The following is a 16558-nucleotide window of genomic DNA, read 5'->3' as shown; positions in this document are numbered from 1 at the left end:
TGGAGACAATGATGGCGAAGATCACCCTGAGACAGTTGCTCGATCATGCCGCCGATCGCGGTTATGGCGTGCCGGCGTTCAACATCAACAATATGGAGCAAGGCATTGCCATCATGGAAGCTGCGCATACGGTTGATGCGCCAGTGATCATGCAGGCCTCGCGTGGCGCCCGCAGCTACGCCACCGACATCATGCTGGCCAAAATGATCGATGCGCTGGTCGAGATGTACCCGCATATTCCGCTGTGCCTGCACCAGGATCATGGCAATGACGAAGCCACCTGCGCGACCGCGATCCAGCACGGGTTCACTTCGGTGATGATGGACGGCTCTCTCAAAGCCGACGCCAAGACCGTTGCCGACTACGCGTACAATGTCGATATCACGCGCCGTGTAGCCGAGATGGCGCACTGGATCGGAGCGTCGGTCGAAGGCGAACTGGGGGTGCTTGGCTCGCTCGAGCATGGCGGCGGCGAACAAGAGGATGGCCACGGCGCGGAAGGCGCGCTCAGTCATGATCAGTTACTGACCGACCCGGACCAGGCGGTCGATTTTGTGCGCGCCACCAAGGTGGATGCGCTGGCGATCGCCATGGGCACCTCGCACGGGGCCTACAAGTTCAGTCGCAAGCCTGACGGCGAAATTCTGGCCATGCGTGTGGTCGAGGAAATTCATCGCCGGCTGCCGGACACGCACCTGGTGATGCATGGTTCGTCCTCGGTGCCGCAGCCGCTGCAGGATATCTTCAACGCGTTTGGCGGGGAAATGCCGCAAACCTGGGGTGTGCCCGTCGAAGAAATCGTCCGCGGGATTCAACACGGCGTGCGCAAGATCAATATCGATACCGATTGCCGGCTGGCTATGACCGCGATCTTCCGCAAGGTCGCCGTCCAGGCAAAGGGCGAATTCGATCCGCGCAAATTCCTCAAGCCGGCAATGGACGCGCTGCGTGACCTCTGCCGCGAGCGGTTCGAGCAATTTGGCGCCGCCGGCAACGCCGGCCGTATCAAACCCATCCCGCTTGCCGAAATGGCGCGGCGTTACCGCTCAGGCGCGCTCGATCCGAAAGCCGGAGACATGACCGTCGCGGCCTGACAGCCATGATCACAGCAACTTTCAGGAGAGTCCCATGAACCACCAGTCGATGACCATTCGTGGCAAGGAACGCTACAAGTCCGGCGTTATGGAATACAAGCGCATGGGCTATTGGGAGCCCGACTACACGCCGAAAGACACCGACGTCATCGCGCTGTTTCGCGTGACGCCGCAGGACGGCGTCGATCCGACCGAAGCCTGTGCGGCGGTCGCCGGCGAATCCTCCACCGCGACCTGGACCGTGGTGTGGACCGATCGCCTGACCGCGGCGGAGAAGTACCGTGCGAAGTGTTACCGCGTCGATCCGGTGCCCAACTCGCCGGATAGCTACTTCGCTTATATCGCCTATGACCTCGATTTGTTCGAACCGGGCTCGATCGCCAACCTCACGGCCTCGATTATCGGCAACGTCTTCGGGTTCAAGCCGTTGAAGGCGCTGCGGCTCGAGGACATGCGGCTGCCGGTCGCCTATGTGAAGACCTTCCAGGGGCCGGCGACCGGCATCGTGGTCGAGCGTGAACGTCTCGACAAGTTCGGCCGCCCGCTGCTGGGCGCCACGGTGAAGCCCAAGCTCGGGCTGTCGGGCCGCAACTATGGCCGCGTGGTTTATGAGGCGTTGAAGGGCGGGCTCGATTTCACCAAGGACGACGAGAACATCAATTCGCAACCCTTCATGCACTGGCGCGAACGATTCCTGTATTGCATGGAAGCGGTCAATCGTGCGCAGGCGGCAACCGGTGAAATCAAGGGGACCTACCTCAACGTCACTGCGGCCACAATGGAGGACATGTACGAGCGGGCCGAGTTCGCTCGTGAGCTCGGCTCCACCATTGTCATGATCGATCTCGTGATCGGTTACACCGCGATTCAGTCGATGGCGAAATGGGCGCGCCGCAACGACATGATTCTGCATCTGCACCGTGCCGGCCACTCCACCTATACGCGGCAGCGCAATCACGGCGTCTCTTTCCGCGTCATCGCCAAATGGATGCGGCTGGCCGGGGTCGATCACATTCACGCCGGCACGGTGGTCGGCAAGCTGGAGGGCGATCCCAACACCACGCGCGGCTACTACGACATCTGCCGCGAAGACTTCAATCCGACGCAACTGGAACACGGCGTGTTCTTCGACCAGCATTGGGCGAGCCTCAACAAGATGATGCCGGTGGCGTCGGGCGGAATCCATGCCGGACAGATGCATCAGCTGCTGGACCTTCTTGGCGAGGACGTCGTGTTGCAATTCGGCGGCGGCACCATCGGCCACCCGCGCGGCATCCAGGCCGGTGCGACCGCCAATCGCGTTGCGCTGGAGGCGATGATTTTGGCTCGCAACGAAGGCCGCGATTACGTTCATGAAGGACCGGAGATTTTGGCGAAGGCGGCGCAAACCTGTACGCCGCTGCGCGAGGCGCTGGAGGTGTGGAAGGACGTAACCTTCAACTATGAATCGACCGATGCGCCCGACTTCGTTCCCACGCCAAGTCTTACTGTTTAACAAGTCTTACTGTTTAACAAGTCTTGCTGTTTAGCAAGCCTCGCAGTTTAAAGGAGCTGTAACATGCGCGTCACCCAAGGGTGCTTCTCGTTTCTTCCCGATCTGACAGATGCCCAGATCACCAGCCAGGTCCAGTATTGTCTCGACAAGGGTTGGGCGGTGAACATCGAGTTCACCGATGATCCGCATCCCCGCAACACCTATTGGGAGATGTGGGGCCTGCCGATGTTCGACCTGCCCGATGCCGCCGGCATCATGAAGGAACTCGCCGATTGCCGTCGCGTCTATGGCGATCGCTACATCCGGATCTCCGGCTTCGATGCGAGCCATGGCTGGGAGTCGGTGAGGATCTCCTTCATCGTCAACCGGCCGAAGGAGGAGCCCGGCTTCCGGCTCGACCGGCAGGAGTCCGTTGGCCGGAACATAAAATACTCCACTCATGCCTATGCCGCCGGGCGGCCCGAAGGCGAGCGTTACGGGTCCTGAATCCCGACGCGCAGGCAGACGATTCTCTCCTCCCGGTTGTCTGTTCGGCGCATCGGATGTCCTGCTCCGTCGTCGCCGTGGCGACGACGGAGCATTTTAGGATCGGTAGCCCGGGTGAGCGCAGCGACACCCGGGAGCTTCGTTTAACTCGACCCCGGATGTCGCTGCGCTCATCCGGGCTACACCCTGCGAGATTGGTGGATCAGGTGCATTCCAAACCAAACGCCGTCCAGACCCTGGATCATGCAACTCAGGCCGAGCCTGTCGTCTCCTCGATCGATCTGCGCCAGGAGTTCGAAGCGGTCGATATCGCTTCAGTCCTGGTGCAGCTCGATCAGGAACTGATCGGCCTCGTGCCGGTGAAGACCAGGATTCGCGAGATCGCTTCGCTGCTGCTGATTGAACGTATCCGCCGCAAGATGGCGCTCGCGACCACCTTTCCGACCTTGCATATGTCTTTCACCGGAAATCCCGGCACCGGCAAGACCACGGTGGCGTTGCGGATGGCCGGCATTTTGCATCGGCTCGGGTTTGTCCGGCGTGGTCACGTCATCAATGTGACGCGGGATGATCTGGTCGGGCAGTACATCGGCCACACTGCGCCGAAGACCAAGGAAGTCCTCAAGAAGGCGATGGGCGGGGTGCTGTTCATCGATGAGGCGTATTATCTCTATCGTCCGGAAAACGAGCGCGACTACGGGCAGGAGTCGATCGAGATCCTGCTGCAGGTCATGGAATCGCAACGTGAGGACCTCGTCGTTATCCTCGCCGGCTATGGCGATCGCATGGAGCGTTTCTTTCAAAGCAATCCTGGTTTCCGCTCCCGTATCGCGCACCATATCGATTTTCCGGATTATGGCGATGCGGAGCTGCTGGCTATCGCCGAACTGATGCTGGAGCAGCAGAGCTATTGTTTTGCGCCGGGCGCGCGTGATGCGTTCGTGCGCTATATCGCGACGCGCAAGACCCAGCCGTTGTTCTCCAATGCGCGCTCAATTCGCAATGCGCTGGATCGCATCCGGCTACGGCAGGCCAATCGCTTGGTATCGAAGCTCGACCGTGTCTTGACCGGTGATGACCTGATGTCGATCGAGGCGGGTGATGTGCTGGCGAGCCGGGTGTTCTCTGCGAGTCCAACTGCCGGGGCAACAAAGCCATGAGAGCCGTCCCGACCCTGGCGGCCCTGCGCCGACGCAAGCTGCAGGATCTGATCGGGCATGTCCGCGCCCTGATCTTCGATGTCGACGGCACCCTGGCAGAGACCGAGGAAACCCACCGTCGCACCTTCAACGAGACCTTCGCGCAGGCGGGAATCCCCTGGTGCTGGAACCAGGCCACCTACAAGGATCTGCTGCGGGTGACCGGTGGCAAGGAGCGCATGCGTGCATTCGATCGGATGCAGAAGCACAGGCTCTGGTTGTCGGAGGCCGAGATTGCGAATCTGCACCGCATCAAGACACAGCGCTATGCCGATCTGGTCTCTCGCGGCGGTTGCCCGCTGCGGCCGGGTGTCGAAACGCTGATCCGCGGCGCTCTGGCGCGCGGCCAGCAGCTCGCGATCGCAACCACCACCACCTTCAGCAATGTCGATGCGCTGCTGTCGGTGACCCTCGATCGAGATTGGAAGGCATTGTTTTCGGCGGTGGTTGCGGGCGACGACGTTCCGCGCAAGAAGCCGGCGTCGGACGTCTATGTCGAAGTGCTGGCCCGGCTTGGCCATCCGGCGGGCACTTGTCTGGCGATCGAGGACTCCGGCAACGGCCTCATCGCGGCCAAGGGCGCGCGGATACCGGTGCTGATCACCCGCAGCGCCTATTTCCATGACGATGACTTTTTCCCCGCGCTCGCAGTTGTCGAGGAGTTGACGGAGCTGGCGGGTTCGTAAACGCAAGCGAAATCGAATACGGCAGCACTCGCGGCTGCCATTTCGTTTTCGCGCATGATGCGACCAAGCGCCGCAGTGCCGATACATCCAGAGGTTGTTTAGTGTCGCGCAGGGACACCACCGGAGCGCGACGGCTTGGAATAGCGTTGCCGCTCGAATGAGGAGATCTTCATGCAAATCGCAACGTTGGGCCTGGCGGCGATCCTCGCCGCCGGCAGCGCGGGCGCCTGTCTCGCAAATGATCTGAAAGCGGAGCCGAAGTTTACCGAGACGACGCTCGGATTCGATCTCAAGGGCCAGTACAGCAATTTCACCTTCGCGGTCTCGGGACCGGCGGGATTCAGCACGCAGGAATTCTCCGGGAGCAGCGCGCCATCGCTCGACATTCGCAAGTTCAGCGATCTTCCGGATGGCGTTTATATCTATCAGCTCTCTGCCGCCACGACTGAGAAGGTCAAGGTCTTCACGCCGCCCGACAATAACGGCCGCGAAGGCAAACCTGCCACCGAGATGCTGAAGGGCGCTTCACTGAGCGGAAGCTTCCTGCTCACCAAGGGAGTAATTACAACGCGCGAGGCCTCGCAGCCACGCAAGACCGATCGCAAGTAGGAAGGTGCATCCATGAGTATTTTTACCAAGCTGCACAGCCCTCTCGCCCTCGCATGCATGGTTGGTACGACGCTCATCGGCGGCGGCATTGCCGCGGCCGATCAGGTCATCCCCGACGATCTCATCGTACAGGGCAGCCTCTGCGTCGGCTTGGACTGCGTGAACAATATGAGTTTCGGGTCCGACACCATCGTGTTGCGGGAAAATCAACTGCGCATCTTCTTCCAGGATACGAGCATCGGAAGTTTTCCGACCAACGACTGGCGGCTGCTCGCGAACGGAGCCGAGACCGGCAATTTCTTCTCACTCCAGGATGAGGGCGCTGGCACGCTCGCGCAGGTGTTTCGGATCGATTCAGGCGCACCGAGCAACGCATTTCGCATGGACTAGACCGGCCGTATTGGCCTCGGCACCGCGGTGCCCGTGCTCAAGGTGCATCTCAACACCAGCGACACCCCCGGGCAGCGCTTCGAGCAGAACGGCAACGGTGGTTTTACGCCCCAGACCTGGGACGTTGCCGGCAACGAAGCGAACTTCTTTGTCCGCGACGTGACCGGCGGCAGTCGGTTGCCGTTCCGCATCCGCCCCGGCGCCCCGACCAGCAGCATCGATATCAACGCCGGCGGCGATGTCGGAATCGGGACGTCCAGCCCGGCGCGAAAACTCGACATCCTTCAGAGTGTCGATTCGGTCACCACCGGCGTTGGGATCAGCAATGTGGCGGGCACCAAGAGGCTCAATCTCTGGGTCGACACAAGTAACATCGGCCGGGTTGATGGTGGTGGAGGAGACACCCCGGTCGCCATCAATGGAGCCAGCACCGGCAATGTCGGCATCGGGACGGCGTCGCCCGCGGCTCGCCTCCACACGGTTGGCACAGTCCGGTTTGCCGGCGTCGCGAATTGCGGTGCGGGCATCCAGAGCAACGCCAGTGGAGACCTGTCATGCATCGTCTCCTCGCGGCAATTCAAGACCATCACGGGCGATCTCCCGTCAAACGTAGCCCTTGCCAATGTGATGGCGTTGCGCCCGCAGACCGGCTCCTAAAAGGAAACTCCGGATGTGCCGGAGCATTGGCTGATCGCCGAAGAGGTCGCGGCGGTCGATCCGGCTCTGGCCGGCTTCAATGACGGCCGGCCCCATGTCGTCAAGACGCAGAACGTCGTGGCCGATCTGGTCGCGGTGGTGCAGCAACAGCAGCGCCAGATCGAGGCATTGGAACGGCGGCTGTCCGCGAAGTAGTCTGCGACCGGACGCACGACAACATGCCGGCGGCTACTCCGCCGGTATGTTCGTGTCAGGGAAGCGGAAACCATGAAGGGCGGCTCAATGGCCGGCCTTGCCGGCCAGGATCTGATAGAGTGAAAGTACAATCTCGAAAACAATGAGCACGACGATCGCCCATTCCAGCCGCAGCGAGCGGCGGGTGTCGATCATGTCCGTCAGCGCCTGTGCGGTCTCGGCAATGACCGTCAGTTTGCGGTCGAGAGCTTCGACCCGTTCCTGCAACTCATACTCGTCCTCCAGCCGGGCATAGAGCCGTTCCAGCTCGGGCTTGTCCCAAAGCGCGTCGGGCTTCTCCACCACAGCCACGCGGCCGGACACCCGCTGCTGAACCAGAAGTGCATTGCCGATCAGCTTCAGCATCGCCTTGCGGTCGCGCGGCGTTCGCCCGCGCTCCGCCAGTTCGCGCGCAAACGGCTCGATGATGTCGAACACGGCCGCCACCCGCCGCTCGTCGTGTGCCAGCACGGTGCTTTTGGCCAGGGCGTCGGCGACAATCAGCAGCCGATCGGTTGAAAACGCTGTGACGCAGATTGGGCCGCCCGGCTGCACGATGTCTTCCGCGCCGTCGCACAGTTCGAGCTCGGTCGCTTCCTCTTCATAGCGCGTGAACTCGCTGGTGATGCGTGGCTTCAGTGCGGTGAGGAATGCTGTTGCTTCGTCAGGTTTGAGACCGATCAGCACCGTCACCCCATAACGAAACAGCACCGCGATGCCGCCGGTCTGAACACGAAACGCCGCCGGTGTCGTTGAAATCATGTCGCGGGCTTCGAGGTTGGTCGTATTCAGCCGATCGCCGACCAGCAGTGCGTGGATCGTGAGTCGTTGTCCGATCTCGGCCGAAGCAATCATGATGCGAAATGTCCCCGAATGGTGCGCAGAGGTAATTTACCAGAAAGCGATCCCAGGATCCCAAGGCCTGGATAATGAAATCGGCTGCTGCCGATCGCGAAGACTATTGTTCATGAATTCAAATGCTTCGCCACGATTTGTTTCGCCTGGCGTGAGGGAACATTCGTCGCACCAGCGGATTGCTCTCTCATCAATTGAGTGTAACCCGCGGCTTTGCAAGAAGCCGTTAATCTTCCCCTGTGGGCTGAGGAGACTCTGATGTCGATAGGTACGATTATTCTTATCATTCTGGTGATTGCGCTGCTGGGTGGATTCAGCGGAATCGGTGGCGGACCGTTTTACGGAACGGGCTATTACGGCGGTGGCGGTTTGGGTCTCGTGGTCGTGATTTTGCTGGTTCTGCTGCTGCTCGGCAGACTCTAAAGCTGGTTGAAAGAATTGCGCCGGGCCGAAGCGATTATTGCCGAACGCGATACGCCTTGGATCGATGGGACGGGCGTGTGATATCCGATGCGGCAATCGCCGGGAACATGCGTTCGAGAATGTGCCGATCGAGCGGTTTCTGCAGCAGCGGCAACTTTGCGAAGCGCCGGTCGATGCCGTCGGCGCCATAGCCCGTCACCAGCAGAACCGGCACGTTTTTCTCGATCAGGAATTCGGCGAGCGGATAGATCATCTCGCCGTTGAGATTGACATCGAGAATGGCGACGTCGGGGCGATGTTCGAGCGCAGAGGCGAAGGCATCGGAGAGGCGGCCGAGTGGCCCCTGCACTGAATAGCCGAGGTCGGTCAGGATATCGTTCATCGTCATGGCCACGATGACCTCGTCTTCGACGAGCAGGACGTTTGACCCCGTGAATGCAAGCTCCGCGGTCTCAGCCCGATGACCGCTCGACTCTATGCCCTTCGATGCAACGGGCAAGCTCTGTTGGTCGGGAATCCGGATTTGGCAGATCAGCCCTTTCGGCCGCCATTCAAAATTAGCTTCGCCCTGCAACTGCGTTTCGATACTGGCAATGACACTCCGGGTGCCGAAACCGCGCGTCGTGGGTTCACTGACGGCCGGGCCGCCGCTCTCCTCCCAGGTCAGGCGCAGATCATCGCCATCGATGTACCAGCGGATGTCGATGTGTCCCTCATGCACCGATAATGCGCCGTATTTGGCGGCGTTGGTCGCCAACTCGTGAATCGAGAGGGCCAGGGTCTGGGAAACGGTGGGCTGCAGCAGGACCGAAGGGCCATCGATGCTCACGCGCTTCGTGTCGCGAACCTGATAGGGATCGAGCTCCTCATCGATCAGGCCACGAATGTCGGCGCCCTGCCAGCGGGCCTGAGCCAGCACCGTGTGAACCCGTGCCAGCGCGGTGATACGGCCCTCCACGGCCTTGATGTAACTCGGGATATCGTCCGCGCGAGTCAGCCGCACAATTGATTGCACCAATGCCAGCGCGTTCTTGGCGCGATGGTCGACCTCGCGGGCCAGCAGCGCCTGTCGTTCTTCTGCTTTCTTCCGCTCCGTGATGTCGACGGTGACGCCGCTCACACGCACGACGTTGTTATGACCGTCGAGCGTCGAGGCCGCGGTGCAGAGGCACCAGCGAACTTCGCCATCGCTGCGGATGATGCGAAACTCAACCTCGCAGCTTGGCGCGCCCTGATGGATCCTGTCGATAGCATCCCGTAGGCCTGCGATATCCTCGGGATGAATCATCGGCCGCACCGTGTCGAGACGGACCGCGAAGCTTTGCGGATCCACGCCGAAAATCTGATACTGACCCTCGTCCCACAGATGGTCGTTCTTGACGCGATCCCAGTCCCACGATCCCATCTTGCCGGCGGCCAAAGCGAGGGTCCGTCGCTGCTCGCTTTCGACCAGCCGGATGTTCGATGCTTCCAGTTCGGCAGTGCGCGCCCGAACCCGGGCTTCGAGTTCAGCGTTGAGCTGCTCGAGCTGGCGGGTCTTGCGATAAAGTTCGGTAAAGACCCTGATCTTGGCCCGCAGCACTTCCGGCACCAGTGGCACCGGCAGGTAATCCACGGCGCCCATCTCATAGCCGCGCAGGCGGTCGAGGTCCGTCACTTGAATGGCGGACACGAAAATGATCGCAGTTTTCTGAAACCGGGGGTGCTCGCGAATCATGGACGCGAGCTCGAAGCCATCGAGCTCCGGCATGCAGACGTCGATCAGAATGACGGCAACGTCGTTCCTGAGCAGGGATTCCAATGCTGCGCGCCCCGAAGAGGCGATGAGAAGATTCTCGTCGAGATCCTTGAGAATCGCCTCATAAGCCAGCAGCTTGGCTGGCTGGTCGTCGACCAGGAGGATATTGATCCTGCTGCGTTCGGTTACGGTGCTCATCGGTGCAACCACATGCGCAGGGACAGCAGCAACTGCTCGGTATTCACCGGCTTGGCGAGATAATCCGAGGCGCCGGCCTCCAGGCATTTCTCCCGATCTCCCTTCATCGCCTTCGCGGTCAGCGCGATGATGGGAAGCCGGCGGAAGGCCGGATTTTGCCGGATCGCGCCGATGGTCTGGTAGCCGTCCATCTGCGGCATCATGATGTCCATCAGCACGATCGATATTTCCGATCTGCTCTCGACCAGCGTGATCGCCTCAGAACCGGTGGTTGCCGTCAGGACCTTCATGCCGCGCCGTTCGAGCACGCTGCTCAATGCGAAGATGTTGCGGGCGTCGTCGTCGACCAGAAGCGCGGTTCTGCCGATCAGATCGTCGTCGGAGGTAATGAGTCGCTCCAGCAGCCGCTGCTTTTCAGATGGCAGATTGGTGACGACGCGATGCAGGAACAGCGACGTTTCGTCCAGCAGGCGTTCGGGTGATTCCACGCCCTTGACGACAATGCTGCGGGCGATGGTATGCAGCTTGGCCTCTTCATCGGCGGACAGCTCCCGTCCAGTAAACACCACCACCGGGGTGTCGGCGAGCTTGTTGTCCTTGCGGATTTCCTCCAGCACATCGAAGCCGCTCATGTCCGGCAGCCGCAGGTCCAGCACCACGCAATCGCAATTGTCGCGGCGCATGGCGGCAAGCGCCTCCTTGCCGGTCTCGGCGGTCACGATGTCGATATCGTCATGGCCGAGCAATTCGTTGATGCTCATCGTCTCAGCCTGGTTGTCCTCCACCACGAGCAGGCGCTTGCGACGCGGCTTGGTGTATTCCTTGATCCGCCCGAGCGCCTCCTTGACGCCCTCGGTGGTGGTCGGCTTGGTAACGAAGGAAAAGGCGCCGCGTGACAAAGCATGCTGCCGGTCCTCGTCCAGCGTAATCACCTGCACCGGAATGTGCCGCGTCAGAGGATTTTGCTTGAGCTGACTGAGAACGGTCCAGCCCAGCACGTCGGGCAGGAATACGTCGAGCGATACTGCCGTCGGCTGGAACTGCTTGGCGAGATCCAGCGCCTCGATGCCGCGGGCGCTGACCAGGACCTTGAAGCCCTTGTCCCGCGCGAGGTCCGCGAGTACGCGCGCGTAATGCGGGTCATCCTCGACGATCAGCAGGATGGTATCTCCGGGCTCGATGGTCAGCCGGTCATCAGGCACCTGTTCGACGGCACGCTCTTGACCGGACGTGGAGGAAATGACGGCGAGTTCGGGGCGTGCGCGCGGTCCTGGAACCGTCTGCGGCGTGACGATCGGTCCTTCGTATTTCAGCGGCAAGTAGAGTGTGAAGGTGCTGCCGATTCCGGGTCTGCTGTCGAGATGAATCTCGCCGCCAAGCAAGCTCGCAAGCTCGCGGCTGATGGCCAGGCCCAATCCGGTGCCACCATATTTGCGACTGGTACTGGCGTCGGCCTGCTGGAAGGCCTCAAAGATGATCTTCTGCTTTTCCAGGGGAATGCCGATGCCAGTATCCGACACCTCGAAGGCGACCACGGCGGCGGCCTTGCCAAGCACGGCATTTTCCGGGCTCCAGCCGCTGATCGCGGCCGACACCGTGAGATTGACACTGCCGCCCTGGGTAAACTTGAAGGCATTGGAGAGCAGGTTCTTCAGCACTTGCTGCAGCCGCTTGGAGTCGGTGACGATGCTGCGGCTGAGATGCGGATCGACCTTGACTTCGAACAAAAGCTGACGGTCCTCGGCTTCATGTCGGAATGGCCGCGCGACGGTGTCGAGCAGGTTGGAGACCAGGATTTCTTCGGCGTCGACACTGACGGTGCCGGATTCTATTTTCGACAGATCCAGAATGTCGCTGATCAGGTTGAGCAGGTCGGTGCCGGCGCCGTGGATGGTGCGAGCGAATTCGACCTGCTTGGCGCTGAGATTGCCGTCGGGATTGTCGGTCAGTTGCTGGCCAAGGATCAGGATACTGTTCAACGGCGTGCGCAACTCGTGCGACATGTTGGCCAGGAACTCGGACTTGTACTTCGATGTCAGCGCGAGTTCGCTCGCTTTCTCCTCGAGCGCCCGGCGGGCCTGTTCGACCTCCTGGTTCTTGCGCTCGACCTCGACGTTGCGCTCCGCGAGCTGCTGCGCTTTTTGCTCGAGTTGTTCGTTGGTCTGCTGCAATTCCTTCTGCTGGGTCTGCAATTCACCAGCGAGTTGCTGCGACTGCGTCAGCAGACCCTCGGTCTGCATGGTTGCTTCGATACTGTTGAGCACGATGCCGATGCTGTCGGTCAGTTGCTCCAGGAAGGTCAATTGCGATGCCGTGAACGCGGAAATCGACGCCAGCTCGATCACCGCCTTGACCTGATTCTCGAACAGCACCGGAAGGACGACGAGATTTTGCGGCGCGACGCGCAGCAAGGCCGAGGTGATGTTGCGGGAGGGAACGTCTGAGATAAGGCGTTGGCGCTTGTCGACGGCACACTGGCCGATCAGCCCTTCGCCGAACTCGACGATCGGCTTGTGCGGATTGGCGCCGTCCTGAGCATGGGCCGACAGCAATCGCAGCTGTGGATTGTCCTCGTTCTCGACCTGATAGATCACACCCATCTGGGCGTTGACCAGCGGTGCGAGTTCGCTCAGCAGCAGGCGTCCCACGGTGGCGAGATCGCGCTGGCCCTGCAGCATGTTGGTGAAGCGGGCGAGGTTGGTTTTCAGCCAGTCCTGTTCGGTATTCAGATCGGTGGTCAGGCGCAGATTGCCGATCATGGTGTTGATGTTATCTTTGAGCTCGGCCACTTCGCCGCGCGCATCGACCTGGATCGATCGCGTCAGGTCGCCCTTGGTCACGGCGGTCGCCACCTCGGCGATGGCGCGGACCTGGGTGGTCAGGTTTGCCGCGAGCAGGTTGACGTTGCCGGTCAGGTCTTTCCAGGTACCTGCGGCGCCGGGCACGTTGGCCTGGCCGCCGAGTCGGCCCTCGACGCCGACCTCGCGCGCCACCGACGTCACCTGATCGGCGAACGTCGCCAGCGTTCCGGTCATGTTGTTGATGGTTTCGGCCAGCGCCGCGACTTCGCCCTTGGACTTGACGGTGAGGTTCTGCTTGAGATCGCCGTCGGCGACGGCCGTCACCACCTTGACGATGCCGCGCACCTGTTCGGTAAGATTGGCGGCCATCACGTTCACGGTGTCGGTCAGGTCCTTCCAGGTGCCGGCGACGCCGGGCACCTGTGCCTGGCCGCCGAGCTTGCCCTCGGTGCCGACCTCGCGGGCGACGCGCGTGACTTCGCCGGCGAAGGCGTTGAGCTGGTCCACCATGGTGTTGATGGTGCTCTTCAGCTCGAGGATTTCACCCTTCACATCGACGGTGATCTTGCGTGACAAGTCGCCGCGCGCCACCGCGGTGGTGACTTCGGCGATGTTACGCACCTGGGTGGTGAGGTTGGCGGCCAGCAGATTGACGTTGTCGGTGAGGTCCTTCCAGGTGCCGCCGACGCCGGGCACCACGGCCTGGCCGCCCAGCCGGCCCTCGGTGCCGACCTCGCGCGCGACGCGGGTCACTTCGGCGGCGAACGAGCGCAGCTGCTCCACCATGGTGTTGAGGGTCTCTTTGAGCAGCAGAATCTCGCCGCGGACGTCCACGGTGATTTTTTTCGACAAGTCGCCGCCAGCGATGGCGGTTGCCACTTCGGCGATGTTGCGCACCTGCGCGGTGAGGTTGGAGGCCATGAAGTTAACGTTGTCGGTGAGGTCCTTCCAGGTGCCGGCGACCTCCGGCACTTCGGCCTGGCCGCCGAGCTTGCCTTCGGTGCCGACCTCGCGGGCGACCCGTGTCACTTCCGAGGCAAAGGCATTGAGCTGATCCACCATGGTGTTGATGGTGTTCTTGAGTTCGAGGATTTCACCCTTCACGTCCACGGTGATCTTGCGCGACAGGTCGCCGCGCGCAACGGCTGTGGTGACTTCGGCGATGTTGCGGACCTGGGCGGTCAGGTTGCCAGCCATCGAGTTGACGCTGTCGGTCAGATCCTTCCAGGTGCCGGCGACACCCGGCACATTGGCCTGGCCGCCCAGCCGGCCCTCGGTGCCGACTTCGCGCGCGACGCGGGTGACTTCACCGGCAAAGGCGTTGAGCTGGTCCACCATGGTGTTGAGCGTTTCCTTCAACTGAAGGATTTCGCCCGACACGTTCACGGTGATTTTCTTCGACAGATCGCCTCCGGCGATCGCGGTGGCGACGTCGGCGATGTTGCGAACCTGGGCGGTCAGGTTCGACGCCATGAAGTTGACGTTGTCGGTCAGGTCCTTCCAGGTGCCGGCCACGCCGGGCACTGCGGCCTGGCCGCCGAGCTTGCCGTCGGTGCCGACTTCGCGGGCGACGCGGGTGACTTCGCCAGCAAAAGCGTTGAGCTGGTCCACCATGGTGTTGAGCGTTTCCTTCAGCTGAAGGATTTCGCCCGACACGTTCACAGTGATCTTCTTCGACAGGTCGCCCTTCGCGACCGCAGTCGCCACCTCGGCGATGTTGCGCACTTGTCCGGTGAGGTTGCTCGCCATCGAATTGACGTTGTCGGTGAGATCCTTCCAGGTGCCGGCGACGCCGCGCACCAGAGCCTGGCCGCCGAGTTTGCCTTCAGTGCCGACCTCGCGCGCCACGCGGGTGACTTCGCCGGCGAAGGCGTTGAGCTGGTCCACCATGGTGTTGATGGTGTCTTTCAGCTCCAGGATTTCGCCGCGCACGTCAACCGTGATCTTCTTCGACAGGTCGCCATTGGCCACCGCCGTCGTCACCGCGGCAATGTTGCGGACCTGGGCAGTCAGGTTGCTCGCCATCGAGTTGACGCTGTCGGTCAGGTCCTTCCAGGTGCCGGCGACGCCGAGCACATTGGCCTGGCCGCCGAGCCGGCCTTCGGTGCCGACCTCGCGCGCCACACGCGTCACTTCGCCGGCGAAGGCATTGAGCTGGTCCACCATGGTGTTGAGCGTTTCCTTCAATTGAAGGATCTCGCCCGACACGTTCACGGTGATTTTCTTGGACAGGTCACCGCCGGCGATGGCGGAGGCCACGTCGGCAATGTTGCGGACTTGCGCGGTCAGGTTGGACGCCATGAAGTTGACGTTGTCGGTGAGGTCTTTCCAGGTTCCGGCCACGCCGGGTACGGCGGCCTGACCACCCAATTTGCCCTCGGTGCCGACTTCACGCGCCACGCGCGTCACTTCCGAGGCGAAGGCATTGAGCTGGTCCACCATGGTGTTGATGGTGTCCTTCAGCTCCAGGATTTCGCCCGAGACGTTGACGGTGATCTTTCGCGACAGGTCGCCACGCGCCACCGCGGTCGTGACCTGGGCGATGTTGCGGACCTGTGCGGTGAGGTTGCCGCACATCGCGTTCACGGAGTCGGTCAGGTCTTTCCAGGTGCCGGCAACGCCGGGGACGATGGCCTGGCCGCCGAGCTTGCCGTCGGTGCCGACCTCGCGCGCCACGCGCGTCACTTCCGAGGCGAACGAGCGCAACTGATCGACCATCGTGTTGATGGCTTCCTTGAGTTGCAGGATCTCGCCGCGCACGTCGACAGTGATCTTCTTCGACAAATCGCCGCTCGCCACCGCGATCGTTACTTCGGCGATGTTTCGGACCTGCCCCGTCAGGTTGTTCGCCATCGAGTTGACGCTCTCGGTGAGGTCCTTCCACACACCGGTCACCTCGGGCACCTGGGCCTGGCCGCCGAGCTTGCCTTCGGTGCCGACCTCACGTGCCACACGCGTCACTTCCGAGGTGAAGACGCTGAGTTGCTTGATCATCGTGTTGACGATGGTCGCGGACTGCAGGAACTCACCCTTGAGCGGGCGGCCTTCGACATCGAGTTTCACCGTCTGCAGCAGGTCGCCTTGCGCGACGGCGGCGACCGCGCGCGTCACCTCGCGGGTCGGCCATAGCAGATCGTCGATCAGGGTGTTGACCGAGCCCTCCATCTCGGCCCAGGCGCCGCCGGACAGACCGACCTTCAAGCGTTGTCGGGTTTTGCCTTCGCGGCCGACCACCTGGCCAACGTGATCGAGCTGCTTTGCCATCCGCTCGTTGGCCGCGACGATCTCGTTGAAGGTATCGGAGATCTTGCCTTCGATGCCGAACTGATTGCCGGCCATCCGTACCGAGAAATCACCCGCGCGCATCGCCTGCAGAGCGACCAGCAGCGCTTCCAGATGCTGACCATTGCCTTCGGATGGTATCAACGAATCAACTGCGGTCAGACCCGGATCGAGGCCGTTCTGCATCTACTTTCCCCCTGCATTGGGTTCTATGGAATGTCCGCAATGAAATGGAGTGGATGGTCTGCCGACAATCGACCCAAAAGCATGTGGCCCTGCCATTGAAATGTCATGCGAGCCAGCTCGAACGAGTTCCCGCATGACGCACAATGGCTTACAGGTGCAAAGGTTCCCCGCAAAAATGCAAATTTTTGCGTGGGTTCCCGATGGGGAGCTGGTTTAGAGTTTAGT

The 16558-nt window shown here is 61.6% G+C and carries 12 protein-coding genes and 1 pseudogene; 10 read left to right on the top strand and 3 right to left on the bottom strand.

The annotated features are described in order from the left end of the window. Positions 1–11: 11 nt before the first annotated feature. From fba to RS897_RS02595, 9 genes are all read left to right on the top strand, one after another. Positions 12–1094, top strand: a complete 1083-nt coding sequence (fba, locus tag RS897_RS02635; protein ID WP_315835057.1) for a class II fructose-bisphosphate aldolase — start codon at positions 12–14, stop codon at positions 1092–1094. A gap of 34 nt (positions 1095–1128) precedes the next feature. After that, the gene (locus RS897_RS02630) at positions 1129–2589 is read left to right on the top strand and encodes a form I ribulose bisphosphate carboxylase large subunit (protein WP_315835056.1); all 1461 of its coding nucleotides are present in this window, start codon (positions 1129–1131) and stop codon (positions 2587–2589) included. A 63-nt stretch (positions 2590–2652) separates the two neighbouring features. After that, positions 2653–3075, top strand: a complete 423-nt coding sequence (locus tag RS897_RS02625; protein ID WP_315835055.1) for a ribulose bisphosphate carboxylase small subunit — start codon at positions 2653–2655, stop codon at positions 3073–3075. A gap of 206 nt (positions 3076–3281) precedes the next feature. Continuing rightward, the gene (gene cbbX, locus RS897_RS02620) at positions 3282–4235 is read left to right on the top strand and encodes a CbbX protein (RefSeq protein WP_407654415.1); all 954 of its coding nucleotides are present in this window, start codon (positions 3282–3284) and stop codon (positions 4233–4235) included. Next, positions 4232–4960: an HAD-IA family hydrolase gene (locus RS897_RS02615; protein WP_315835054.1), complete on the top strand. Its 729-nt coding sequence runs from the start codon at positions 4232–4234 to the stop codon at positions 4958–4960. The genes cbbX and RS897_RS02615 overlap by 4 nt, the downstream gene beginning before the upstream one ends. Positions 4961–5131: 171 nt before the next feature. Next, a complete protein-coding gene (locus RS897_RS02610) occupies positions 5132–5569 on the top strand; it encodes a hypothetical protein (RefSeq protein WP_315835053.1) in 438 nt (145 codons plus the stop codon). A gap of 12 nt (positions 5570–5581) precedes the next feature. Further along, the gene (locus tag RS897_RS02605) at positions 5582–5959 is read left to right on the top strand and encodes a hypothetical protein (protein WP_315835052.1); all 378 of its coding nucleotides are present in this window, start codon (positions 5582–5584) and stop codon (positions 5957–5959) included. Between the two features lie 27 nt (positions 5960–5986). Further along, positions 5987–6616, top strand: a complete 630-nt coding sequence (locus RS897_RS02600; RefSeq protein WP_315835051.1) for a hypothetical protein — start codon at positions 5987–5989, stop codon at positions 6614–6616. A gap of 15 nt (positions 6617–6631) precedes the next feature. Continuing rightward, positions 6632–6811, top strand: coding sequence for a hypothetical protein (locus RS897_RS02595; protein WP_315835050.1), 180 nt, complete (start codon positions 6632–6634; stop codon positions 6809–6811). An 84-nt stretch (positions 6812–6895) separates the two neighbouring features. Here the strand turns inward: RS897_RS02595 and RS897_RS02590 are convergent, their stop codons facing one another. After that, entirely contained in the window at positions 6896–7705 is an 810-nt protein-coding gene (locus tag RS897_RS02590) for an RMD1 family protein (protein ID WP_315835049.1), read from the bottom strand. Between the two features lie 258 nt (positions 7706–7963). Here RS897_RS02590 and RS897_RS02585 point away from each other — a divergent pair, with 258 nt between their 5' ends. After that, on the top strand, positions 7964–8128 hold the full coding sequence (locus tag RS897_RS02585; protein ID WP_082070007.1) for a DUF3309 family protein: 165 nt from the start codon (positions 7964–7966) through the stop codon (positions 8126–8128). 511 nt (positions 8129–8639) lie between these two features. Here the strand turns inward: RS897_RS02585 and RS897_RS02580 are convergent. Together RS897_RS02580 and RS897_RS02575 are read right to left on the bottom strand one after the other, a co-directional pair. Then, a pseudogene (locus RS897_RS02580) lies at positions 8640–10064 on the bottom strand (HWE histidine kinase domain-containing protein); the annotation flags it as partial. Then, a complete protein-coding gene (locus RS897_RS02575) occupies positions 10061–16231 on the bottom strand; it encodes a HAMP domain-containing protein (RefSeq protein ID WP_315838496.1) in 6171 nt (2056 codons plus the stop codon). The pseudogene RS897_RS02580 and the gene RS897_RS02575, both read right to left, overlap by 4 nt. Positions 16232–16558: the final 327 nt, after the last annotated feature.

It is taken from the genome of Bradyrhizobium prioriisuperbiae, from assembly GCF_032397745.1.
Classification (GTDB): Bacteria; Pseudomonadota; Alphaproteobacteria; order Rhizobiales; family Xanthobacteraceae; genus Bradyrhizobium_A; species Bradyrhizobium_A prioriisuperbiae.
This window is presented reverse-complemented; position numbering and strand designations above follow the sequence as displayed.